General features: G+C 44.6%; 20 protein-coding genes. 3 read left to right on the forward strand and 17 right to left on the reverse strand.

Going from position 1 to position 23,601, the window contains the following annotated elements; genetic code table 11:
• Window position 1 precedes the first annotated feature (1 nt).
• The 12 genes from ACYPWY_RS10460 to ACYPWY_RS10515 form a co-directional block, all read right to left on the reverse strand.
• Window positions 2-1,864, reverse strand: a complete 1,863-nt coding sequence (locus ACYPWY_RS10460; protein ID WP_459685474.1) for a DUF6057 family protein — start codon at window positions 1,862-1,864, stop codon at window positions 2-4.
• Window positions 1,865-1,957: 93 nt separating this feature from the next.
• Window positions 1,958-2,863 (reverse strand): T9SS type A sorting domain-containing protein, encoded by a 906-nt coding sequence (locus tag ACYPWY_RS10465; RefSeq protein WP_459685475.1) that lies wholly within the window; start codon window positions 2,861-2,863, stop codon window positions 1,958-1,960.
• 168 nt (window positions 2,864-3,031) lie between these two features.
• A complete protein-coding gene (locus tag ACYPWY_RS10470; RefSeq protein WP_459685476.1) occupies window positions 3,032-4,027 on the reverse strand; it encodes a type II toxin-antitoxin system HipA family toxin in 996 nt (331 codons plus the stop codon).
• Window positions 4,024-4,362: a HipA N-terminal domain-containing protein gene (locus ACYPWY_RS10475; protein WP_459685477.1), complete on the reverse strand. Its 339-nt coding sequence runs from the start codon at window positions 4,360-4,362 to the stop codon at window positions 4,024-4,026. Before ACYPWY_RS10475 ends, ACYPWY_RS10470 begins: the two co-directional genes overlap by 4 nt.
• Window positions 4,359-4,559, reverse strand: a complete 201-nt coding sequence (locus ACYPWY_RS10480; protein ID WP_459685478.1) for a helix-turn-helix domain-containing protein — start codon at window positions 4,557-4,559, stop codon at window positions 4,359-4,361. Before ACYPWY_RS10480 ends, ACYPWY_RS10475 begins: the two co-directional genes overlap by 4 nt.
• A 99-nt stretch (window positions 4,560-4,658) precedes the next feature.
• Window positions 4,659-5,345: a DUF2490 domain-containing protein gene (locus ACYPWY_RS10485; protein ID WP_459685479.1), complete on the reverse strand. Its 687-nt coding sequence runs from the start codon at window positions 5,343-5,345 to the stop codon at window positions 4,659-4,661.
• On the reverse strand, window positions 5,342-6,043 hold the full coding sequence (locus tag ACYPWY_RS10490) for a DUF4956 domain-containing protein (protein ID WP_459685480.1): 702 nt from the start codon (window positions 6,041-6,043) through the stop codon (window positions 5,342-5,344). The genes ACYPWY_RS10485 and ACYPWY_RS10490 overlap by 4 nt, the downstream gene beginning before the upstream one ends.
• A gap of 19 nt (window positions 6,044-6,062) precedes the next feature.
• Window positions 6,063-6,827 (reverse strand): polyphosphate polymerase domain-containing protein, encoded by a 765-nt coding sequence (locus ACYPWY_RS10495; RefSeq protein WP_459685481.1) that lies wholly within the window; start codon window positions 6,825-6,827, stop codon window positions 6,063-6,065.
• Window positions 6,808-7,278: a hypothetical protein gene (locus tag ACYPWY_RS10500; RefSeq protein WP_459685482.1), complete on the reverse strand. Its 471-nt coding sequence runs from the start codon at window positions 7,276-7,278 to the stop codon at window positions 6,808-6,810. The genes ACYPWY_RS10495 and ACYPWY_RS10500 overlap by 20 nt, the downstream gene beginning before the upstream one ends.
• 11 nt (window positions 7,279-7,289) lie before the next feature.
• The gene (locus tag ACYPWY_RS10505) at window positions 7,290-8,054 is read right to left on the reverse strand and encodes a hypothetical protein (RefSeq protein ID WP_459685483.1); all 765 of its coding nucleotides are present in this window, start codon (window positions 8,052-8,054) and stop codon (window positions 7,290-7,292) included.
• A 6-nt stretch (window positions 8,055-8,060) separates the two neighbouring features.
• Window positions 8,061-10,061 (reverse strand): CotH kinase family protein, encoded by a 2,001-nt coding sequence (locus tag ACYPWY_RS10510; protein ID WP_459685484.1) that lies wholly within the window; start codon window positions 10,059-10,061, stop codon window positions 8,061-8,063.
• Complete coding sequence (locus ACYPWY_RS10515) at window positions 10,058-11,779, reverse strand: RICIN domain-containing protein (RefSeq protein ID WP_459685485.1); 1,722 nt, start codon at window positions 11,777-11,779, stop codon at window positions 10,058-10,060. The genes ACYPWY_RS10510 and ACYPWY_RS10515 overlap by 4 nt, the downstream gene beginning before the upstream one ends.
• 277 nt (window positions 11,780-12,056) lie before the next feature.
• Here ACYPWY_RS10515 and ACYPWY_RS10520 point away from each other — a divergent pair, with 277 nt between their 5' ends.
• From ACYPWY_RS10520 to ACYPWY_RS10530, 3 genes are all read left to right on the forward strand, one after another.
• A complete protein-coding gene (locus ACYPWY_RS10520; RefSeq protein WP_459685486.1) occupies window positions 12,057-13,175 on the forward strand; it encodes an AAA family ATPase in 1,119 nt (372 codons plus the stop codon).
• A gap of 118 nt (window positions 13,176-13,293) precedes the next feature.
• On the forward strand, window positions 13,294-13,530 hold the full coding sequence (locus tag ACYPWY_RS10525; protein ID WP_459685487.1) for a DUF3791 domain-containing protein: 237 nt from the start codon (window positions 13,294-13,296) through the stop codon (window positions 13,528-13,530).
• Entirely contained in the window at window positions 13,530-14,210 is a 681-nt protein-coding gene (locus tag ACYPWY_RS10530; protein WP_459685488.1) for a DUF3990 domain-containing protein, read from the forward strand. The genes ACYPWY_RS10525 and ACYPWY_RS10530 overlap by 1 nt, the downstream gene beginning before the upstream one ends.
• 154 nt (window positions 14,211-14,364) lie before the next feature.
• On the opposite strand, the gene ACYPWY_RS10535 is transcribed toward ACYPWY_RS10530, so the two are convergent.
• From ACYPWY_RS10535 to ACYPWY_RS10555, 5 genes are all read right to left on the reverse strand, one after another.
• Entirely contained in the window at window positions 14,365-15,384 is a 1,020-nt protein-coding gene (locus ACYPWY_RS10535) for a hypothetical protein (protein WP_459685489.1), read from the reverse strand.
• A 181-nt stretch (window positions 15,385-15,565) separates the two neighbouring features.
• Entirely contained in the window at window positions 15,566-18,580 is a 3,015-nt protein-coding gene (locus ACYPWY_RS10540) for a carbohydrate binding domain-containing protein (RefSeq protein ID WP_459685490.1), read from the reverse strand.
• Between the two features lie 400 nt (window positions 18,581-18,980).
• Window positions 18,981-19,184: a hypothetical protein gene (locus ACYPWY_RS10545; RefSeq protein ID WP_459685491.1), complete on the reverse strand. Its 204-nt coding sequence runs from the start codon at window positions 19,182-19,184 to the stop codon at window positions 18,981-18,983.
• Between the two features lie 217 nt (window positions 19,185-19,401).
• On the reverse strand, window positions 19,402-22,230 hold the full coding sequence (locus ACYPWY_RS10550; RefSeq protein ID WP_459685492.1) for a glycosyl hydrolase: 2,829 nt from the start codon (window positions 22,228-22,230) through the stop codon (window positions 19,402-19,404).
• 148 nt (window positions 22,231-22,378) lie between these two features.
• Window positions 22,379-23,581 (reverse strand): Ig-like domain-containing protein, encoded by a 1,203-nt coding sequence (locus ACYPWY_RS10555; RefSeq protein ID WP_459685493.1) that lies wholly within the window; start codon window positions 23,579-23,581, stop codon window positions 22,379-22,381.
• Window positions 23,582-23,601 lie beyond the last annotated feature (20 nt).

A 23,601-nucleotide genomic window follows, 5' to 3' on the forward strand; every position in this document is an offset into this window, starting at 1 on the left:
TTCAATTCGTTTTAATATCCGTAACAAAAAAATAGTAATACCAGAACGTATTGCCAAATTGGGGCTTGAACGCTTTCCGGTTGTATTCTTCCGGCATGTTGGCATATTGCTTCGACAACGCCAGCAGCCGTTGGAATTTTTCAACCACTTCCCTGTCCAAAGGCAGGCTGTTGGGGTCTATTTTGCCTTCTAAATAGGCGTACAAAATCGCCGCTTCCTGATAGTGTACGGGAACACGCTCGTGAGTACGCGCATACAAAAAGAAGCGAGGCCAAAAGCGTTCGATATTTTTGAGTATCAGGTTGCATTGCAGCGAAAGTTCCACTATTTCGGGCGTACCGCCTTCCATGTAGGCAAAACTGTTGAGGATATACATTTCCAGCTTGTTTCCGTCTCCATCCGGCAAATTCTGGTACATCATCAGCGGACGGATGGCTTTCATTTCCGCGTCTTCCGCCGGTAATTGGGGATTATCAATGTATTGTTGATACTTTTCCGCGAATCCTTTATGGAAAAGCGTTTGTTTCAGCACGTTGTTGTATTTTTGAGCCAGCGCCCATTCCTCGTTCATGACGGCGCATTTGACCATGTATTTCAGGTTTTGAACGCTCATGCCATACTCTACCATATTCTCCATGCACCAGCGATAGCAAAAATTGATTTTGCCATATTGAAAATACAGCGGTTTGGCGCCGGTGTGCATCAAAACAAGGTTTTGCCGGTGCGTATCCTGCAATACAGACGTGTTGTCCATTGCAAACATCCGGTCGCCCGCCTGTCCCAGCTTGTTCAATGCCAGATTATAGCATAGAATAATCAGGCGCGTAGGCTTTTCCTGCTGTTTCTTGCCGATGGAGATTACTTTTTCCCAATCGTTGTTTTCGATGGCTTTTGTCATCTGCAACTCTGTTTTGAAATTTTCGTTCCGAAAGGAAAGTTCATAAGCGCCGAAGAGGGAAGCAAGAAAAATTCCAAGCGAAACTAACCGCGTCCATGCGAACACTTTTTGTTTTTCCTGTTTTTTCGACAAAGGTAGAAAAAATAACAACAAGCTAATAACTAATACAATGAATGGCAGCCATAGATGCAGTTCGTCTTTCTCAAAATAAAATTTCGGAAGTCCGGCGGTATATGTCTCGTAATACGGCATTTGCGTATAAAAATAACGGCTGTACAGATAAGGGACAAGAGAGATGAGGAGTAAACACCCCAATGCCTGAACAAACTTACGGGGATTGCGGGTCAAGCCCGCAATGACACAAAGCGTTACAGTAAACAGCGAATAAAAGCCGAACAAGGGATAAGCGAAGATGACAAACAGCGTCAACAGGATAATCCGTATCCATTCATTTTTGATTTTCCGGTAGCCCCAAAAACTTGACAGGCAAACAATAATTCCCAAGGTATTGGCAAACAAATATCCCGGCGATTTGAGCGAATATAAGGTGTAGCCGACTTCGGTAACAGAGGTCAGCAGGGCGATAGCCGGTATAAAAGCCAACGGATAAAACCGCTTGGATAATTCAAACGCCTTGATAACCAGAAGAATAACGAGCAGTAATAGAAGTATAAGAACCGTACTTCCCAAAAGCGGATAATAGAAGAATTGTGTCAGGAATGTGCCGCCGTAACTCAACAAGCCTCCGGCGGTTTGCAGATTTTGCATCAAAAAGGCACAGGTAGGCAGGAACAGGGATATTTCTTCCGCCCAAGCCAAAAATTCCTTGTTGTAAAAGGCGGTAAGATAGCAGGCAAACAAAACAAAGAGAACGGCGCAGACGGACAGAGATATATTGGGGAACTGCTTCGCAGCCCCTTTTTGCAAAGATGGAGGTGGTGTTTTTGATTTTGTAACAGATTTCATAACGTTTCTTTGTTAAACCGAAAAACGAGCCAACGAGCAATAAGCGGTACGCTTCCCGTCAACTCGTTTTTAAATAACTTGTTTGCTGCCGATTTATTGCTTGATAAACTTTGCCCTTGCGCCCGACGACGTTGCAACGACATAAATGCCTGCGTTCAGGCGGTTTATATCTATGGCGCCTTGCAGGTTTGTTTCCAATACTTTGGCGCCGGTTACGTTATAGATAACAACGGGCGTTCCGTTTTCCGCATTTACTTTCAGGAAACCATTGCTGACGGAGACCGACAGGTTTTTATCTATTTTCACACCGGAAATGCCGTTTCCGCTACTTACTTTCTCGAAACAGAACATACTGCCCGCATTGGACGATGGTTTGTCGTGATACAGAACCGAGCGGTATGCGTATTCATAGTCATTGTCATAAGCGCCTATCGTTATGCCGCTGCTCGTCCGGTCGGCTGCCACATAATGGGCGCTTGTTTCCGAAGCAAAGCGTAAAAGATAAATCTTAGTAGTACCCTGTTGGAGAAAGAACAGTTGTGCGCCTGTATTGTCGGCGTCAGGGCTTAATGTAACGTCCCAAGTATTCCGTCTGTCGATGGAAAGGTATTGTCCGGCGGACGTTTGAATCGCCCACAAGTCGGGGTCGTCGGGATTGGGATGAACCAGCGTGAAAATCTGCTTGTCGGGGGTGGTTGACAAAGTGATTGTTTCGGGAGTTCTGCTTTGGAATGCCAAGGTATATTCCTGAACGGTGGGAACCGTATAAAGGCTGTCCCAAAACGCAAGGTTCCAGCCTCCGGTTGCCCATTTCAGACCATCGGCATCCCATTCGCCTGCCGGATCCCAATCGGGGTCGGCTGTTAAAAACTGTTTGCTGGTATATTCCCAAATACGAAATTGCTGACCTTCCACCGGTACATCACGAACCGGATTAGCCGCATAAGAACTGAAAACCGAAGTACAAAGTACCGCCAAAAGTAAAAATTTGCGTTGCATAAATTTTATGGTTTAAAATTTGTAATTGAATTTACGAACAGACACGCTCTATTCGGTAGAACAAAGGTATGGGAGAAGCAAGAGAATATACTCTCTCTAAAAATTAAAGAGGTCGAAAAAACCGTTTGTACCGATAATTCGACCTTTTTTACTGATAATTTGACCTCCTTACTTTCTAATCAGGCGATTCAGGCGTTCTTCGTAGCTGCGGAGATACATCCGTTGCAGCTTCCTGTCTAAAAAAGAACGGGCGGTCAGTTCATAAACCAATCGTTGCGGCGTTGAAAATTCGGCGAGGATACGCTCTTGAATTTTAGGCGGAACCCCTATTAATTGACCGAAAACGATGAAGTCTTCATAAGCGGGATGTCCCTTTTGCCGATATATTTCGGAGTAATGGCTTTTGTCGAACAATCCGCCTTCGAGGGCGAAATCTTCATCTTCCACATGCAGGGAAGTGTTTAGCAAATCGTAGGCGGGACTTAACAGGTAATCGCCGCTACCGGACTGTTGCAGCGAAAAGTTTTTCAAATGTGCATCGCCGTTGCTGAACAGGTAATTAAAGAGTATTCGCTTATAAAATTTACCAATCTCCACTTGCCACGCCGCCACAAAACGCTTAATCAGTTGTCCTGCAAAAACATAATCGCCTGTATATTTATAATTCGCGCCATCGGTTTCACTTGTTTTTTGGAACAGGGAGGCAAAATCTTCCTGTTGCAGCTTCGTTCCGTTTGCCTGAATATCGAAGCGTTTGGTCAGGTATGCCGCTTCGCCGTTGCGGAAAAAGACCAGCGCATTACCCGCCGTGTGAATGTCAAAAACCTGCCGCGCTATCTGCATGGTCAGGTGTTCGTTGGCAGGCATGTATTTCCGGTTGTTCAGGCGTTTGTAATCGGGCGCCGGCTTAATGATATACAAACCTTGCCTGCCTTCGGGCGTCAAGAGGATTTGTCCGTTTTCTGCGATTGCCGATAATTTTTCCTGAACGCCGGAAATGGATATTTTCCCGATATTCTCGCTTATCGCCTTTTGCCGTCCTTCTTCGTTGGAAAAATCAAGCAGGTGCGATACTTTCCTGTTATTGAACATATTTTTCAATGCAGCCGGACTGTATGTTTCGTATCCGGCGGCAAGCGTTCCGGGACAATTTTGTATCTTCATGACCTGTCTGCATTTTTTATTTCCCTGACCGTAACGGCGCCAATGGTATCGTAACCCGCCGTAGCCAGCAGCAGACCGAAATAATCGTTTTCGTCCAATCTATATAGCTGGAGTTGTACTTGCCTGTTCACGCCTTCGGACAGCATGTTGAAAAAAAATGGGAACAGCGTTTCGGAACAATATTCCTTTTGCGTTTTAGGCAATGTCAGGCTAACCGACGGTGTTTGCGGGTCAATCAGGTAAAAATCTTCGTAACGAAAAATGTATTTTCCGTTGTTTTCCTGTATCAATTCGCCCGCCTTTCTATCCTTTACATAGACATCCGCCTGTTTCATAACCTATCCGTTTTTTTCAGTTGAAACACCATTTCCATGCCCAGTACGCCGATTATTTTTTGCACGGTATTCATTGCAGGATTGGCTTTGCCGGTTTCTATCTGCTTGATAGTCCGCAGCCCTACGCCTGAAATATCGGCTAAATCCTGTTGCGTAATGCCCAGCGTCGAGCGCCTCTCTTTGAATATCTGATACATATCCATAGTGCAATATATTGCTTTTTTTATGCAAATATACTGCTTTTATTGGGAAATCAACGAAAAAGTGCGATAAAATTCACTTTTTTGGAATATTGTCTAAAATTTTCTTTTATAACTAATGCCAACCGAAAGCCTGTGCAGGTCGGTATCCGACAGGTATTCGTTGAAACGCAGGAAAAACTCCATGTAGTCTGTGCGGTTTAACCGCCAGTTGACGCCGCCCTCGTAACGTATCCGCAGCAGTTCGTAGCCTTTGACTGGGTCATTCAAGGATGTGGATACATCGCAGGAAAGATAGGGTCGCCACGGCGAACCCCATATTGTGTAAGCGGCTTCCAGCTTGTTTTTCATTACATATTTGGGATTAATCCTGTATTCGCCCGTATTTTCATCGCGGTAAGTTCCCTGCAAGCGTCCGCGCCACGACAGGATAAACGGCTTGAAACCTGTTTCCTTATACGAAAGATTCAAGTAATAACGGTGGCGCGGCTCGTAACGATAATCGTTATTATACAGATAGATAAAGGCATAGTAGCCGCCAATTTTCACTTTTTTATCGAAAAGCGAATAATCCAAGCCAACGGAGGTTACGCTTCGGTCGAAACCAATATTATTGTTAATCAAGCGGATTTCTTCATCCATGGACACAGACAGGAAGCGGCTTAAATCCTTTTCCGCTGCCACCGACAACGAAGCTCCCGCCTTTATTTCCCTCGGACTTTGAGCGAAAGAAATTGACGAAAGCAGGAGCAAAAGCAAGGCGTATTTTATTTTTTCAATCATGAAAAGCGGGTAACATTATCAATGGTGTTGATTTCGTCGGAAACGGCTTTATAATAGACTTTCAGGTAGGCAACATCGCGCAAAAAGTCGATATGTCCTACTTCCGCCTTGATAATATTCAAACCGGTACGCGCTTTTAAGTCTGCCAGCATTTCATTGTACTTTTCCGGCGTTATGAGTGCAATTTTTTCGTACAATATGATTTTGCACGGAGTATGTTTAATACTGCTTTCCAATATCCAAATAATGGCTATGAACAGCAAATTAGCCACCAGCAGGGTCGTATAATCCACATCTATCGACAAGCCGTTTACCGCCGAAACGCCGATGATTACAAACAGGTAGGTCATTTCGCGTATCTGTATGCTTTCCGTCCGGTAGCGTATCATGCCGAAAATACAGAACAGTCCCAGCGCAAAGCCGGTTCCCATCGAAATATTTTGCAGGACAAACAGCAACAGGAAAATGGTTACGCTGAACAGCATGAATGTGAAATAATAGTCTTTCCTCACGCTTTTCTTGTAGTAGAAAAAGCGGGTAATGAGCCAGCAGACTAAAAAATTACCGAAGAAACGAATAAGCAATGTGAGCAACATGGTGGAATCGAACACATCAACGCCCATGAACGAAAGTCCTTTCTCGGCAAGCTCGGCAACGTGTTCCGCCGCAATTTGAGGGTCTAAATCAGATTGTATCATGATATTTGTTTTTTTGGGGTTAGTTTATCAGTTTGTTTATTTGCGTCCATTTGCTTTTAAAACGATTGTATTTTACATTCGGATTGGTCAGTACCGTTCCCATGCAATATTTACTGAACGCCGAGGGTTTGACGTGCAAGCGGTTCAGGATGTCGTGAAAATCGGAAGCTGTACGACCATCCTGTTTCAATTCCAAAACCATCAGCTTTTCGGGCGAATCTTCGATGCCGGTCAGCAAATTTTGGAAATTCAAATCCCAGTCAATGGTAATGCGTTCGGTGGCGCGGTTATTGACCAAGGTAATGCGGTTAAAAGTATTTGCCAAAACCGGTTCCAAGTTTTCGAGGTCGAAAAGCGCGTGTGTATGCAGGAAATCCTGTTCATCCGCCAAATCTTCTACCGTTTCGATATGCGTTTGTTCCACCGGAACGCGGATTTTTTGCGTCCTGCCTTTGTTGTTTTTATTTTTAATTTCCAAAAATGACAGGTTGGAATCAACGTAAGAACGGATGCGGATTTTTTGCCGGTTCAGTTTTCCGTTCTGGTGCATGAGGAAAAATCTCAAATCGGGCGTATCCAAGTATTGAGTCGTGTAAGCCGCAAATGGTTTGCCGACAATCGTTTGCAGTTTAAAATCCAAAATCAGATTTTCCAGCAAATCCGGTAAAAGATGCACCGGAGCTACGAATTTAGAATCAACTCTGTCCATCAAACGGATATGTTTCATCTCGTCCAATGTAATAGGAGCTATCTGTTTCAATATATCATTTATAGGAATATTCATAAATCTTGGTAGAATATAATTTCCCGTCCGGATTGTAATTGTACTGTATTTTCTTGCGACCGTTGGACAGGTATTCGTATTTGCGGATACGGTACAGCTTGTTTTTGTCGTTATACACGTTTTCGCGGATACATTTTCCCGTCTCGTCGTATTCAAACGTTACCCGTTCTTTTTGCCCGTAAACGGCATATTCAATTTCCTCTATTTTAAAGCCGTTTTCATTCCAAACGGTCAAGTGGTCCATCCATTGACGCTTGCCTTTGGCGTCGGTATTCATTTCCTTGACCACCAGATTTTTCCGCTGTTCCCTTTTTTCTTCGGGAGTCAGGAAGGGAGTCTGCAACTGCGCGACAAGAGGAGGGGCAATCGGTTTCGGATTTTGCGCAAAAGTATTAATCAAATATACGCCAATTAAAACCGCTGCGGTCAGCATAATTTTGTGTTTCCTCATCTGTCTGGTTCTTAATTGTTTACAATAATGGTAAATTCCAATTTTTCCTCATTCCCCAACGGATAGGTTCGATAGACTTCTCCGACATCAACCTTTTTCAGCAAGGGAAACAAAATATTCTTGTTGCTTTCTCCCGGAATTTCCGTGTTTACATACACTTCATACTGCTTTTGCGGTTGGATTTTCTGAAAGACAAAAACGCCGGCATCACTCACACGAACATCGTCAAAAAATGTTTCTTCGCCGGTATTCTTAATGAAAACGCGCGTCTCGACAGCAGGAACGGAATCTTGGCCGTTTACCCTGACCAAACTTCCCTTATTGTAGTATTTAACCCAGACGACGCCCCGTATTTGCGCTGTGCCGACGGCTTTGCCCGTATGAATGAATATCGTATCCGCCTTATTGTGTTTTCCGGATACTCTCACTTTTTGGGCAACGGCCTCATCGTGTCCGTCGGCAAAACCGGAGATGGCATATACGGTATAATTCCCTTCCCGCAGGTAATCGAAGCGGTAATAGCCCTCCCTGCCTGTTCTTTTTCTTTCCCCTATGCTGTAATCGTTGCCTCCAAATTCCAACAGGATGTCTTTATTCAATGCGGGAAAGGTATCCGTTATAAAAGAAAAATTATCATTGCTGTGAACAATTTCATACACATAGCCTTCCAGAGAAGAAGAACCGCCCAAGCCTTCGTCCTTGTTACAGGACGAAAGCAGGCATAAAGTTAAAAATAATGAAAGGCAATATTTTATATACATACCATTTGTTTTCATAAGCATTTATCTGATAACTAATTTCTTAACAACCCCGTTCACATTCAGCACATAAACGCCTGCCTGTGCGAGAAAATCGGATACGGGAATTTCAATCGTATCTTCCTGATAGAAATCGGACTGATATACACAGCGTCCGTCAATGCTGTATATTTTTACAGTCAAATGTTGAGTAACCGCATCGGTACGGATAAACAAGCGGTCGGAAACGGGATTGGGATATACCCGGATAGAATTTTCTCCGCTCAAGCCGGATATTCCACTCGGTTCCGTGATTGCGGGATAGCCGGGCAATTCCGTGATTGTCTCCATCTTTTTGAGATACCATTGCTCGTTTTCATTGCTTTCCAAGTGCGTATCGTATTCGATGGCGGGAGTTTCCGCTGCCGGATTTCCGCCCTTGTTAGTCATTGCCAGTCCGGTTTTGAAATTGACCACTCCATATATGTCGCCGGTAAGAACCGGGCGCACTTGCCACATTTGGGAATAATCTTTCAGGCTGGGTTTTACTTGGGTCAGCCCCTTGTTTTTTCCGTTGCCTGCAATCGCCATGCCCGAATTTTCGTTGATAATCTGGTAATACCCTTCCGAGCCATACGTGGCGCTTTTGTCGATGGGGACGAATACCCAGCGCTGACTTTCATACCCGTCTTCCTTGGCGTTCATCATCCATACGGGGACATCGGCATCCGGCGAAGCGTCGGCGACTTCTATCACATTGTTGGTCGCGACATTCATCAGCATATAATAAAAATCTTCAGGAACGAAAGGTTGAGAAGGCAAAGGAGGAAGGTCTTTCCCAAAACTTTCCGTCAGGAAATTGATTCTGCTTTGTAGATAGGATTTCAGCGTATTTATCTGTTCTTGATAATTACCTGCTTTATGCCATTTGTTTTCGTTCAATACCTGCGAAGCGCTGATAAGCGTTTTCGTTTCGTCTATATAAGTAAGGAGTTTATTCAGTATGCCTCCATTGACCAATTCCGTCCACCGGTCGTTGACGGCTCTTTTGAACCATGGGTCTTTCCAAAGTTGTTTAATCCAGGTCTTGGGGTCATGCGCATGGTCGCGCATCAGTTTATAGGTAGCGTCGCCCAGGCGGCTGTCGTTGTTGAAAGCAATATCGAAGTCCCACAAGGGACCAAAGTAGAATTTATCAACATTCCGGTATTTGTACATGTAGGTACTCCAAAACGAATCGGGATTACCGGTCAGTTCGCAGCCAATGTACCAGTCCACTAACGACTTTTCGTCCACATATTTGCGGAAGCCGTTTTCAGGGTCTGAAAAATTGCTTGCGAACAAGGCAGTTTCAAACTTTTGTGTAAAATCCTTGATATAGTTGTATTGTGTTACGTTGATGACGTCGGCGTCGGGCGAATGGATGGTAATCGGCATTCCCTTGTTGGTGCGGTACCACCAATCGGGACTTCCAGCAAATCCATCGACTTCAATCAGATAGCCTCCCGTTATATCGGGAAGGGCAGTTACGCCTGCAGTTTCAATTTCCTCTACCGGTACGCGGTTTTTATGCACCTGCATCTGGTCGGTAAGCTGGTAGTTTCCCCGGTAAGTTCCGTTGAGAACCAAATCGACAAAGCGGGAAGAAGGCGAAAACTCAAAACCCAGCAGTTCGCTGATTTTGAAAGCAACGGCATTCCGTATCAATGCCTTATCGAAATCGTTTGCCAGTAACACCCAACTTTTGGCTTTCGCCTTGTTGTTCAGCAAATTGTGTTTCTTGTCTAATTTTATCCGGTAAGGCTTTTTGGATGCACTCCAAGTAGAATTGCCGCGTCCCCTGATTTCGGTTACCATATCCACTTCTTCTGTCGGGTCGGAACTTTTTACGATAATCCTGCCCGATTGATAGGTGGTCTTGCTCCAGGGGTCAATACCATCATCGGTAGTGATGTAGAGCGTAGGGAGATTGGTCAGCCGTGTTTGGGCGGCAATTGGTACAAATGCAACCAAACTTAAAATAAATGCGCTTATCAGATTTTTCATGATTTCTTTTTCACTATTATTTTTTGAACCGTTGTTTGGTTGCCCGAAATACGTTTTACCAGATATGCTCCGGCTTTCAAATTTTTCTCTAAGTCGGCAGGAATAACCGAAGCGCCGGTATAATTTGTTTGCGTACCGAGTAATTGTCCGCCGATTCCGAAAACCTGAATCGTTGCCGGACCTGAATCGGGACGAATAATACCAATCGCAGAAGTTTGGCCGTCCAGATATTCTTTCTGCTCATCAACCAGTACTTTGATTTCATCGCGGTAAGTAGCGCCGTACATATCGGCTACCTCGTAATTGAAATTTTTCGTATCGAAATAAACGCCAAATGCTCTTGCCCTGCTCTTGTCGCTCAAATAGAGACCTGCACCGGCAAAGGTACTGTTGCCGTTGATGCAAAGATATTTATCTTCGTTGTTGCTCTTGATTTTATACGAGCCGTCGGCTTGCAACAGGAACAGCCATTCCTGACTTGCCTTGTCGTTTTCGGAATTTTGCCGTAGAGAACCGAAGATGGATTCATAGAATTTTCCCGAATTTATGTCCTGTATCTTATAGACGTAGGGTTTCTCCGTTTCGATAATATTGTATTTCAGGTTGATGGTTTCATCGTCATCGGCAATATGGATGCCGTTCTTGGCATTTTGAGACAGGAAGCGGTCGGAAGTTATATCCAAGAGCATATAAGTATTTCCGCTGATGATTTCATTCGCTCTTTTATACCTGTCCGCATCCTTGAAGATTTCGGCAACTTTCCATTTGGCATACCATTTCACTACGGGATAACCGGTGCGCACACTCAAGGGCAGCCAGATATAATAGGAGGTTGCGTCTTTTCCGGTATCCCAGCGGTCGCCCATATAGATATAAGCGTTTTCGTAGCCCTGTACTTTGAAAACGCAGGTACTTTGCGAACGATAGGTCGTTTCCCTTTCGTTGTCAATGGCAAAGTTTCCCGAATACGTCCATGCGCCCATAATATTGTTGGTATAACCCGACTGGCCGGGCGTAGGTTTCCATCCATCCGACAGGGAATAAAGCCCGTAGTAGGTTTCCCCGACTTTAAATATCGCCGGAGCTTCAAACTTTCTGCCGGCAAAGGTATTGTTCTGCGTTTCTGTAGCCGTCAGGTAATCGTCGCCAAGCAAATCAATATTCATATCGTTGAAATTGATATTGGCAAAGTGATAGCCTTTTCCGTCGCTATCCTTAAAAATAGTCTGGTCGCGTGAGGGATGATTATTGGGACGGAAAGTATTTACAAAAGTGTAGGGACCTTCCACTTTATCGCTGACAGCTACGCAGGCGCGGGCTTCGCCGTAATGGTTTCCGTTTTCCCAGTGAATCCACATTACCCATTTCCTGGTCTTGTCGTTATACATTATTTTGGGACGCTCCAGATTGCGACCCTGCGCAATGTCGTTTCCCGTTTCGGGGTCGCCCATTGTTCCGGTGGGAGACAGGGCGAGATTCAGTCTCTGCCAGTTGTATAAATCTGTTGATTTATAGCAACTTACTCCGGTTGATTTGTCTCCCGGCTTGTTTTCTCCTATCCAGTAGTAGGCGTCATTGGAATACACTACCTGTCCGCCGTGGGCGCTGATTCTCGCGCCGTTGGTGTCGTTCCATGTTATGCCCGGAGTGATTTCATCGTAGGCATAAATATTCCCCATTAAAAATGACATTAAGCCAAAAAGAATAATTTTTTTCATGTGTATTTTATTGTTTAATTGATAATGAAAATTTTGGAACAAAAATAGGGCGATATAATTACAAGGGGGTCTATTTTTCAGTAATAAAAGGGGAAATATGGATTTCTCTACCTGTTTGAATGATAATTCGACCTCTGACAGGCGGATGCAATTCGGAAACAGCAGGTTGCCGAAATCCAAAAATGAGTATAAAACATTTTTTCGGTTCAGAAAATTGTTGCACCTTTGCAAAAGTATTATTTTATGATTGTCATTTTATGACTAAATTTGAACAGACATGATTAATCCATTCATTACCAACGGATATGCAGGAGAAGAGTATTTTTGTGACAGGGTACAGGAAACCGAAGATATTCTGTCCCTGCTCAAAAACGGCAATAATTTAGCGCTTATTTCTCCGCGCCGACTTGGAAAAACCGACCTGATAAGGCATTGTTTTTCGCAAAAAGAGGTGCAAAAAAATTACTATTGCTTTATTATCGACATTTATGCGACACGCTCCATGAGCGACCTTGTTAATAAAATGGGGCGTGAAATTTTAGACGTCCTGAAAACCAACGGCAAAAAGGCGTGGACGACATTCGTTCAATCGTTGAAATCGCTTAAATCGGAAATCTCTTACGATATAAACGGAACTCCCTCATGGTCGGCAGGACTTGGGCAAATTGAAAACCCCGAAACAACGCTCGACGAAATTTTTCATTATCTGAATCATGCCGATAAACGTTGTTTGGTGGCAATAGACGAGTTTCAGCAAATAGCAAAATACTCAGAAACCAATGTAGAAGCCACCTTGCGAACTTATGTGCAATATTGCGGCAACGCGCAGTTTGTATTTTCCGGTTCGCAACGACACTTGATGGGTACCATGTTTACTTCGCCTTCGCGCCCTTTTTATCAAAGCGTTACCGTGATAAATCTAAACGTTATCCCTTTGGAAAAATATGCGGATTTTGCCGTTAAAATGTTTGAAAAATACGACAAAAAAATTGAAAACGAGGTAATTAATGTTTTGTATGCGCAATTCGACGGCGTTACATTTTATCTGCAAAAAGTATTGAATATCCTTTTTATGAATACCGGCATGAGGAAAACCTGTACGGTTGACATGGTTGCGCCCGCTGTCAAATATATTGTTGATTTTACGGCAAATACCTACGACGATTTACTCTATCAGCTACCGAATAAACAAAAACTTATTCTTGTCGCCATCGGCAAAACAGGGAAAGTAAAGAATATTTTCTCTCAAAAGTTTGTTTTGACAACAAGATTGACGAGCAGTTCCATTAAATCGGCCGTAAAAGGACTTTTGGAAAAAGATTTAATTACACTTGACAAAGGCGTTTACCAACTCTACGATAAATTTTTTGAGCGGTGGATAAATGAAAATAATTAGAAAAGAACGCTTCATAACTGTTATACAGCAGTTTTTTTAAGGAAATGAGAATTGTTGCCGGATTTTGCCGGATGAAATAAAACCGTTACTTTTGCGTTGCATAGTAAAAATAAACAGCATGGAAACGAAAGTATTAGATAAAGCAACAAGCGACAAGATAAGTTTTATCGCTTTTATCATACCGGAATTTGCAAGAGCGTATAAAATGCACATTCAGGAAGCCTATTTTTATTTGAAAAAATACGGCGGCTTGGATTTTATACGCAAACACTGGTGGGCTTTACACACCGACAACGATATTTGGGCAGTTCACGATATTTACAAAATTTGCCATAAAAACGGAGGAATGAGGTAATGCGGGTGTATCACGGAAGTTATACAAAAATAGACAGGATTGATTTGTCGAAATGTGCGCCGCATAAGGATTTCGGCAGAGGATTTTATGTTACAAAATTTCGCAAACACGCCGAAAATTGGGCAAGTATTATCGGGGAAAAAAACGACCGGCAAGGCTTTGTTACCGATTTTGACTATATCGAAGATAGTTTTGCCGAAAATATCTGTAAAATAAAACGCTTTGATAAATACAATGAGGAATGGCTTGATTTTATTGTGATGAACAGGGACAGGAAAATTCCCGAACCGGCTCATGATTATGATATAGTGGAAGGTCCCGTTGCCGATGATAAAGTGCAGGTTACATTGCGTTTGTATTTGAAAGGCAGAATCGGCAAAGAAAAATTTCTGAATATGCTTACGCATCACGAGGAAACGCATCAAATTTGTTTTTGTACGGCAAACTCTCTTCAATTACTTGATTATGCTGATGACAGCGATGTCTCTATTGAAGTATCGGAAACAGGAGGAAAAATAATTGAAAAATTGATGCTTGACTTTGATTTTGAAGAAGAAAAAGCGACCGATTTGTTTTATTCCTCAAAAACTTTTGAGAAACTTGCCGATGAAAACGCCGAACTTTACAAAAAAACGTGGCAGGAAATCTACAAATTGTTGAAACAGGAACTGAATTTTTAATTAAGAACGAAGCAGACCCGTACAACGCAAGCCTTTTTTACCAACATTTTATCTCTGTCGGAATAGTTTTCCTATATCAAACTCACGTTAATTAGAAAAAAATGTTCCAAACCGCGAGGGCTTGGAACGTTTACATAAAATTGCTATTTACCGTTTATCGTGTGTTGAGCAATACTTTGCTAACCGTATTTTTTCCCGATTGATGTGTGCGTTTCACGATAACCAAGCCGTTTACGGGCTGCTTCGGCAGTTCCACGCCCTGAAGCGAATAATACTTTTCGCTGACTACAGGGTCGGCTGACAATGTGCTGCCGATACTTGTCCAAATGTCGTCGGAAAGTTCCAACGTCCAATTGCTCAATGCTTGAGACTTGTTAAAATATACGCCTGTGGCTCCCTCATAATCTTGTCCCAGAAAATCAGTAGCCCCGCGGCTTAAAGCCCGAAGGTTGAAATAAATAACCTTACTGGTGGTAACTACGATTCTTTCATTGTCCTCTCCGCCAAGCGCTGCCTTATTGTTATCGACTGTATAATAATTGGTAACATTTGCAAGATAACCGTTGGCTGTTAATATATTGAAGCTGGCAGGATTGCTTGCGTCGATAGAGAACGTAAACCTTTGGGTATTCTCCGTGTCGGTATCTGCCTTGTCGGCAAGAACAACGGTTGTTCCGCTGATGGTCAGGTATTTGCCTGATGAATGGACAATACTGTAGCTTTTGCCGTCCTGCGGAAGATTTCGCGCATTAAGAAAGGTTGCTACTGCTGCAGTTAAGTCGTTTATAGCGCCTGTAATAGCTTCAGCAGTACTGCCAACTCCTTGTGCAGTAATGATAGCGGCAGATAATTCGTTCTTTGCCGTCGTCGGGTATTGTCCAACTCCTGTGCCTCCTTCCGAAATGGTGGAAGCATTGCTTGCCACCGCTTTTGCATTTAGATAGGAACTGGCAAGATCGATAGCAGTCTGCAAAGTGACCAATGCAGCGGAAGCAGCAGATTCATCGCCGCCTGTAACCACTCCCTGAGCCGTTATAGCGGCGCCTGAAAGACAGGTAGCTACGCCGACGGCATCGGTAATGGTTGCAGCTAAATTGTTGGCAACTTCTATCAAAGCGCGTAAACCTTTGAATAAGCTTGCATCCTTACAGGATGCGGATTGATGGAAGGGCATGTTTTCTACCGAGCGGCGCAAACCTGACGGCTTGCGGTATATCGCCCAATAATTGCATAAGGTTCAATCCTCATTTGCATTCCGTTAGGAATGAATCGCTCGGTAGAAAAACCAAATCCCTGTTACAAGACATTCCGTAGGAATGTGTCCATTATTTCAATCCTTGATTCTCATAACTCAACTAATATGCCGCTTTCACCGTTTTAGTTCCTGCGCCGTTTTTGATGACGGCAATATAGAAACCTCGTTGTGGTAGGGCAATTCCCTTGTTGTCGTAGTCGCTTACCTTTTTAACAAGCGTTCCGCTTGCATTGTAGAGCGATACGGCGGAAGAGGCAGGCACATTGTTCAGATATAGCAAGCCATTACGAACCGAAGCCGTTATAGCGGCATTGGCGGAAACATTCTTGATGCCTGTTACTTCAGGTTCAGGAATGATAATTCCTACTCCCAACGGGGCATAAGCGCCGGTGGCGTCGTAGTTGAAATAGGCAATATCAGCGGCAAGGCTTTTGAAACCCACTTTTTGCTGGTAAGCTACACCGGGGCCGGTTAATTTAACATTGTCGAAATAAGCCGTAGCGCCATTGCCCCAGGTATCGCCTCTTTCCAAATAAAGAGTAGCGCGCACTTGCGTAGCTGTTGCGGTAGTGGTATAATCCATGGAATATTCTTCCCAATTATCGCTGGTTATCTTGATGAGTTTCTTATTCGTTGCATCGTTCCCGCTTATTTCCTCTATACGCAAGGAAGCTTGCCAGTCTCCTACATGCGAACTGTAACCGCCTTTCGCCAATGCCGAGAAAGTATAAGTCTCGCCCGGAACCACATCGGCAATCTGGCTGTATTCGGCGGCTCCCCAGCCTTCTGCCCAATAATAACGCTCTATTTTCAGCACGTGATTGTTGGCGCTGAATGTCGGGTTAGGCTGCTCTTTTTCGATAAATTGGCGCGAGTTCCAGAGGTCGTTTGCTCCGATAGCCCATCCTTCAAACGTATTCAATATGTTTTCGCCTCCGGCTTCGTATTCGCCTTCAAAGTCGCCGTTTACCAGCAGGTTTTCCACATATTCGCCGGTCGGTCCGTCTTGAAAATCGGGTTGCTTGCCCAAATCCTGACCACGCACCAAACCTACCGGCAATCCGTCGCGGTAGATATGCACCCTTTGGTCGGGAGCTACCGCATAACGGTAGGTGTGGTATTCTTCATCGCCAAAGTAGTTAAAAGTTCTGCTCAACCAAGCCATAGTACCGTTGTCTATCCGAACGGGTATATCTCCGTTAACGTCCTGCTCAATGGTGCTTTGCATACCTAATCCGTCAAAAGTAATACCGAAAGGTTTGAGGTAGGAAATCTGCAAGGGTGTTGCCGCCGAGATTTCGATGGTATAACCCTTGTCGGTAGGCGCAAAGCCTTCGCCGTCGCTGATGAAAAATTCCTCGTCGTCTCCGCCCGGATAAATCGGATTGCTGGAAAGGTCTTTCTGGGGCAATGGCGTACCGATACCGGTTAAATCGACAGAAGTTTCAAATAATCCGCTTTGCAGGGTGATTGTTCCTGATTTGCTTGCCAATGAAGAGATATTGGTAATCGTTACTGCTGTTGCTCCGGCAGATGCGGGAATTTCAGTCTTGCTGATGGTAAACCCGGGCGAAACAGCCAACTTAACGGGCTGAACAAGATTTTGCGGAGTTACAGTCAAAGTAGCCGTAGCGCCTGTTCCGTTGAGTATAACCGATTTGGCGGAAAGCCCTACGCCTGTTTCCAACGGGGCATAAGCGCCGGTGGCGTCGTAGTTGAAATAGGCAATATCAGCGGCAAGGCTTTTGAAACCCACTTTTTGCTGGTAAGCTACGCCTGGACCTGTTAATTTAACATCGTCGAAATAAGCCGTAGCGCCATTGCCCCAGGTATCGCCTCTTTCCAAATAAAGAGTAGCGCGCACTTGCGTAGCCGTTGCGGTAGTGGTATAATCCATGGAATATTCTTCCCAATTATCGCTGGTTATCTTGATGAGTTTCTTATTCGTTGCATCGTTCCCGCTTATTTCCTCTATACGCAAGGAAGCTTGCCAGTCTCCTACATGCGAACTGTAACCGCCTTTCGCCAATGCCGAGAAAGTATAAGTCTCGCCCGGAACCACATCGGCAATCTGGCTGTATTCGGCGGCTCCCCAGCCTTCTGCCCAATAATAACGCTCTATTTTCAGCACGTGATTGTTGGCGCTGAATGTCGGGTTAGGCTGCTCTTTTTCGATAAATTGGCGTGAGTTCCAGAGGTCGTTTGCTCCGATAGCCCATCCTTCAAACGTATTCAATATGTTTTCGCCTCCGGCTTCGTATTCGCCTTCAAAGTCGCCGTTTACCAGCAGGTTTTCCACATATTCGCCGGTCGGTCCGTCTTGAAAATCGGGTTGCTTGCCCAAATCCTGACCACGCACCAAACCTACCGGCAATCCGTCGCGGTAGATATGCACCCTTTGGTCGGGAGCTACCGCATAACGGTAGGTGTGGTATTCTTCGTCGGGATAGTAGTCGAAACTTTTGCTTAACCACTCCATCGTACCGTTGTCCATCCGGATGGGCAGATGCCCGTTGACGTCCTGCTGAACGGTACTTTGCATGCTTGCACCATCAAAGGTAATGCCGAAAGGCTGTATATAGGAAATAGACAGCGGGGTTTTCGCCGAGATTTCGACCGTATAACCTTTTGCGGTAGGATTGAAGCCTTCGCCGTCGCTGATGAAAAATTCCTCGTCATCGCCGCCGGGATAAACAGGGTTGGCGGAAAGGTCTTTTTGCGGCAGCGGCGAGGCATAACCAATCACATGGTAGGTGGTTGTAAACGGACCTGCCGTAATAATAACATCCCCTTCCGATTGCGGTTTGGTTGCTTTCAGCTGGATAACCACTTTCACATCCTTTGCATTGTAGGGCAATTCGGTGTGGGTGGTAGTAAATCCACCCGGCGCCTGAATCTTGATTACATGGTAAGGCTGCAAGTTCGACCCGGTGATGGTCAACGTCAGTTTGGCGTCGTTCCCACGCAGGGTGTAAGTAGAGGGGGCATCGCCCGCCGCTCTCAAAGTTTCGCCCGGACTTGCCGTAACCCGCAGTTCCGGGGCGTTTTCCTGCGCTTGCAGGGAGAATACCGCTGCAAGGGCAAATACAAATAAGTAAAAAATTCGCTTTTTCATGATGAAAAAAATTAAAAAATGAATATTAAAAAATTGTCTTATAAATCTCAAATTTTGTGATAATAAAAAAAGCGTGTAAACCTTTTTTATTGGTTTACACGCTTTTTTTGTTTTTCCCTACAAATCTTTTGTCAGGGGAAATACCGATAAATATCTTTTCTGTTCTGTATTGTGATAAAAATAACTGTATTATCCACTATCTTTATCCCTATTCGATAAGAATAATCCACTTTGATACGATAAAATTCTTTGTATTATCCCTTGAGTTTCTTCAAAGAAGTAATCTCAGATAGATTATTTGCCGATTTTATATTCAAGATAGATTTTTCTATTTTTTTCAACAATCCGGCATCATGTATCTTTTCCAAATTTTGAACAAAACTTTTGTCGAAAAGTGTGTTCATCGGTGCAAAAGGCTCATTACTTCATCTTCGGAAACATAATTTCCGGTTGCTGTTTCTTCCATTATTTTTCCTAACAAAAAGTCGTCCATTATATCATTAGAAAAAACATGGATGCTCTTGTTTGTCTTTTTAATAACATTAGCAGTAGCCATCAGGATTTTTCCTGTTTCTGTTTTTTCGTCAAGAATTATAGTTGCCATATTTTTGAAAATTTTGTTGTTTAATCAATTAACAGCACAAAGATACGAATTTACTTGAAAATGGAGAATTAGTTATGACAATTTCATTCTCAATTCCCAACTTGCAACTTTCAATTGAAAAAACGTGTAAACCAATATGTCAAAGAACGCGATTTTATCAGGGGATTGCGGGTCAAGCCCGCAATGACAAGAACTTAAAAGCAACTTGTTTCCCTGTTTATTGTTTGATAAATTTCAAGTTTGCCTTGCCATTTACTACCGCGATATAAATACCTGCGGGCAAGTTTTCCACGCTCAAGTCATAAGTATTGGAAGCTGACAGGACTTTCGTTCCAAGAACGGAATATATGTCCACCTTGTTTATCAAGGCATTATCGGATAAATAAATCCGTCCGGCGTCCTTGTCGAACAGTAGGCGGCTGTTATTTCCTGCGACAACGGTGTTAATGCCTGTCGTCCGGTTCAACCCGAATACCATGTAGCCGATAATTTCGGCGGCAGGCAGGGTGGCGTTTACCGTTTTTTCTTTTTCCTTGAAAATCTCCACGCTGTTGCTTCCTTTGCTTTTCAGGCGCAGGGTGGCGGCGGTTTCGTCGTTGCAGGTTTGCATGAAGCCGAAGAAAGCCGGATAGTCGAAGGTGTTTTCAAACTGGATTTTTGCCGAATTTTGGTAGGAGACGCCTGCCGCATTGGGTGTAATCCCTACCTCGATGCGGTGCGTGCCGTTGTAAAGCGCCGAGCCGGGCGTAGCCGCTATATAGGATATATCTTCATATACATTGGTTTTCCCCTGCTCGTATTTCCGGCACACTTCAAAGCCGGTTTTCGTGATGTTGCGGACGCGGATAGCGGTAGCCGTTTCGTCATTGGCGGTCAGTTGGGTAGCGAAGATAACCGGAACAACCTCGAAAGGCGTTTCAAAAACAACCGTTTTCCACGCTTTTCCTACCTGCTGCACCTTGTCCGCCCACAGGCTGACGTTTCCAAACCGGCTCCATCCGCGCGGTAAGGCGAGGTAAGCCAGCGTGTCGGGATTGGTAAAAGCGGAAGGATAATTGCCGGTCAGGTAATTTGTCCATGTCCGCAATTCCATTTCAAACGAGCGGTCGTTGGCATTGCGGGTGCGGGCTACCAAAGGATAGCGATTCCGGTAGGTAGGCGTACCCAAGGTAACTACTGCATTGTTATCCATTCGGTTGGCGTATAAATACATCGACCAGTCGTCTTTTATACCTAAGTTGGCGAGGGTAATGGCGGCGTTTTCCTGATTGCTCAGTACATTGTATTTCACAATGTTGGAGGTTGATTCCCTGCCGTCGCACAGTTTGAGTATCATGCGGAAACTGACTTCGCCTGTGGTAATTTCGTCGGGCGAGAGCAAGCCGGTAAAATATTCGGTATTGTTGCCGGATATTTCATCTACGGTTTCCCAGTTTTGTCCGTCCTGCGACTGTTCTATCCGGTAGCTGTCGGTCAATTCGCCATTGGCGTCCATCCAGGCAAGGCGTATTTTACCGGCTTCTTCCACGTAACTGTACGACAGTTTCGGGACTTGCATTACCCATGCAGGAATCACTTCCTTGTCGGGGTTGAAAGCAAAGCCGGGGCTGTCGGCGGCGAAATATTCGCCGGCTTTGGTCAATGTACTTCCCTGCCCGTAACTTCCGGCATCGTTCCCCAATATAATCATCCGGCAATCCTGCACCCAATTATACAAGGAGTGCCTTTCGACGAAAGAAGCGGTATCCAGCACATTCAAGATACCTTTCAGGTCGTTGAACTGCTTGGTGGCGTTGGATGCATTATAATCTTTGCCGCTCCAGCCGCCTTCGGTAGTCCAGTTGGCGCCGTTGTTCCATTCGGTAATCCAGATGGGTCGTCCGGTACGGTCATGGATATTTTTCAGGTCTTTGTACCAGTTGGATGCGCTTTTACCGCCCCAATAGGCGTGAATGGCAACATAATCGACCCGGTAGTTCCGCACACGGCATTGTTCCATAAAATTGTAAAGCCATGTAAAATCGGTAGTGGCGGGCGCACCGAGCCGTGCGCCTGTTTTCATGAGCGCAGGCCATTCGGCAATGGCTTCTTCTACGGTCATATTGGATTGTTCCTCGTGGTCGGGTTCGTTGGCGCCCAACAGGTGCAACCAGCGTTTATTGGTATAAAATGCGCTGACATTTCCGCCTTTGCCCCATTTTTCCGGTACAAATTCCTGATTGACGAGCGAGGTTGCCGTAGCATTTGCGCTGCCGTAAACCGTTGCGCCCCAGGTATAATACCATGTGGAGTTGGTCAGGTCGGCTTGCTGGTCGGCATAGCGCAAGCCTTCATTTAATCCGCCTTTTCCATCGTCGCCGGGTCCCCAATAGGTGCCTACCCAGCCTTTTTTAGACGGCCATTCCCATTGGAAAACACGGATAAATGACACCTTGCCATCAAGTTCTACCGGCAGGTTGATTTCCAAGTCTTCCCTGTCGGCAATGAAGCAACGGCTGTAACCCATGCCGTCCGGCTCGTTCGCCAGCGTTGCCATGTAGCCGCGTTTCAGTTTCATGGAGCGGATGCTGTTGTCGTGGGTTAAAGCAGCTCGCCGCTCAGGGGGAACATTGGCGTCGGGCGAATTGCTGTAATACTGGTCAATGGCGTATTTTTGGGAACTGCCGCCGAAACCGGCGCCGGTAAATGTTTCCAAGGGTTGAAAAGTGGAAGCGTGGGGGATAAGCGCCGCACCCTGTTTGTAAACCACCAAACGGCAGTTGGTAAACGGCACAACTGCCGCGCCGTTGATTTTAATACTGTTTTTGTAATTACTCAATACTTTCGACGGCTTCATGTTGTCGAAAAAGAGCCACGCTTCTTCCGAAGTAATGTTTACCGTACTGTTTGCCAGCGGATTATTGGCGTCCGTCAGGTGTAAATCGAGGGCTTGCGACAATGTCCGGTTTTCATTCTGCAAAGAAGTCTTTACCTCGATGTCCTTTGCCGAGAGATTGAAACAGGCGGGGATGATTAATCCGCAAATAAAATATTTTTTCAGATTCATGATATTATTCGTGTAATATGATGGTGCAAAGTAATTTCTTTAAAAGATGAAACAAGTCCAATTAAAAGTAATAAAGGTGGAATGAACTATAAGTAGATTTTTTTTACCGATAATTCCACCTCTTTACACCTAAACCAATCGTTTTACCTTATTTTACTATTACCTTGTGAGAAGAAATGCTTCCATTGGTATTTACCCTGACAATGTACAATCCGTTGGCATAATTTACCGGAATGGTAATGTTTCCGTTGGATTGGTAAGTTGCCAGCTGCTTGCCGCTAATGTCTGCAATGCTGATTTTTGCTGGGGAAGGAGTAACTACCGTAATGCTTCCTTTGGACGGATAGACCACTACCGCATTATCAGCATTTACATCGCCGATGCCTGAGCCGCCAACGGTGGTGAAGGAATAGGAGAAAGCTTCAATTCCATGTACGGCGCCAGCAGGAACAGTTACCGTATATTTGGTATTCCCTGCCAAGTAGTAACCCGTATGATAAATGAACAGAACAGAACCTGCAACAGATTTAGTGGTAGGCGCCTCATTGCCTGCTTCGTCTTTCACACTGATACTCGATAACTTTTCCGAACCCTCCAGAATGGTCTTGTCAAATTGAACTTGGATATTGGCATTCAGGGTTACACCCTCTGCTCCGTCGGCAGGAATAACCCTGAGTTTTTCAGGCGCCGGCTCGGTGGTGAACGACCATGAATAGCCATGCCCATAATCGGTGTCGTAGTCGGTACCAAAGACCGGAATAATTACCGTATGAAGAGTGTTATACGCCAGCGGACGATGAGACACGCGATAAGTCGAAAAGTCATATCTATCTATTTTAGTATTCGACAATGGGTTACCATCAACAAAAACATCTGTCATATAAAGGTCGTAATAATTCATGTTACCTGAAGCGTCTTGTTGTTTTTTAAATTCGATGGCGGCGCCTGCGTTCACATTGGTTGCACCGTTTTCGGGGGTTACCGTTAAGTTTATAGCTATATCAGCCGAAGTAAACGACCATCTTACCTCCGTAGTCAAGCCTTCGATGGCTCCGACGTCGATTACTGCCTCATAAAGCGTTGCGGGAGTGAAATAGTCGGCTATCAAGATTATGACGGTTTTCTCTACCTCTACTCTTTCCTGCGTTAGCGGCGTACCGTTGATAGTAATTTTGGAAACATCCGCGAGTACAACATCCTGATTAAAAGTAGCCACTATCGCATCAGAAATGAACGGCGACACATTAGTTGCTCCATCGGCAGGATAAACCGATACGAGTGTCGTCGGTTCTTGCGCAAATGCGGCGCAGCATATTAAAAGCACGCCAAAAAACAAAGTAATTTTTTTCATTTGAATTATGTTTAACAGAT

The sequence above is a fragment of the Viscerimonas tarda genome (assembly GCF_054601255.1).

Bases quoted from the DNA above. Each gene is read 5' to 3' on its own strand.
- ACYPWY_RS10475 (WP_459685477.1), bottom strand. From the start codon at position 4,362: ATGAAACAGGCGGATGTCTATGTAAAGGATAGAAAGGCGGGCGAATTG.
- ACYPWY_RS10535 (WP_459685489.1), bottom strand. From the start codon at position 15,384: ATGCCCTTCCATCAATCCGCATCCTGTAAGGATGCAAGCTTATTCAAA.
- ACYPWY_RS10505 (WP_459685483.1), bottom strand. From the start codon at position 8,054: ATGAAAACAAATGGTATGTATATAAAATATTGCCTTTCATTATTTTTA.
- ACYPWY_RS10530 (WP_459685488.1), top strand. From the start codon at position 13,530: ATGCGGGTGTATCACGGAAGTTATACAAAAATAGACAGGATTGATTTG.
- ACYPWY_RS10510 (WP_459685484.1), bottom strand. From the start codon at position 10,061: ATGAAAAATCTGATAAGCGCATTTATTTTAAGTTTGGTTGCATTTGTA.
- ACYPWY_RS10555 (WP_459685493.1), bottom strand. From the start codon at position 23,581: ATGAAAAAAATTACTTTGTTTTTTGGCGTGCTTTTAATATGCTGCGCC.
- ACYPWY_RS10515 (WP_459685485.1), bottom strand. From the start codon at position 11,779: ATGAAAAAAATTATTCTTTTTGGCTTAATGTCATTTTTAATGGGGAAT.
- ACYPWY_RS10525 (WP_459685487.1), top strand. From the start codon at position 13,294: ATGGAAACGAAAGTATTAGATAAAGCAACAAGCGACAAGATAAGTTTT.
- ACYPWY_RS10495 (WP_459685481.1), bottom strand. From the start codon at position 6,827: ATGAATATTCCTATAAATGATATATTGAAACAGATAGCTCCTATTACA.
- ACYPWY_RS10540 (WP_459685490.1), bottom strand. From the start codon at position 18,580: ATGAAAAAGCGAATTTTTTACTTATTTGTATTTGCCCTTGCAGCGGTA.
- ACYPWY_RS10520 (WP_459685486.1), top strand. From the start codon at position 12,057: ATGATTAATCCATTCATTACCAACGGATATGCAGGAGAAGAGTATTTT.
- ACYPWY_RS10485 (WP_459685479.1), bottom strand. From the start codon at position 5,345: ATGATTGAAAAAATAAAATACGCCTTGCTTTTGCTCCTGCTTTCGTCA.
- ACYPWY_RS10545 (WP_459685491.1), bottom strand. From the start codon at position 19,184: ATGGCAACTATAATTCTTGACGAAAAAACAGAAACAGGAAAAATCCTG.
- ACYPWY_RS10550 (WP_459685492.1), bottom strand. From the start codon at position 22,230: ATGAATCTGAAAAAATATTTTATTTGCGGATTAATCATCCCCGCCTGT.
- ACYPWY_RS10490 (WP_459685480.1), bottom strand. From the start codon at position 6,043: ATGATACAATCTGATTTAGACCCTCAAATTGCGGCGGAACACGTTGCC.
- ACYPWY_RS10465 (WP_459685475.1), bottom strand. From the start codon at position 2,863: ATGCAACGCAAATTTTTACTTTTGGCGGTACTTTGTACTTCGGTTTTC.
- ACYPWY_RS10480 (WP_459685478.1), bottom strand. From the start codon at position 4,559: ATGTATCAGATATTCAAAGAGAGGCGCTCGACGCTGGGCATTACGCAA.
- ACYPWY_RS10500 (WP_459685482.1), bottom strand. From the start codon at position 7,278: ATGAGGAAACACAAAATTATGCTGACCGCAGCGGTTTTAATTGGCGTA.
- ACYPWY_RS10470 (WP_459685476.1), bottom strand. From the start codon at position 4,027: ATGAAGATACAAAATTGTCCCGGAACGCTTGCCGCCGGATACGAAACA.
- ACYPWY_RS10460 (WP_459685474.1), bottom strand. From the start codon at position 1,864: ATGAAATCTGTTACAAAATCAAAAACACCACCTCCATCTTTGCAAAAA.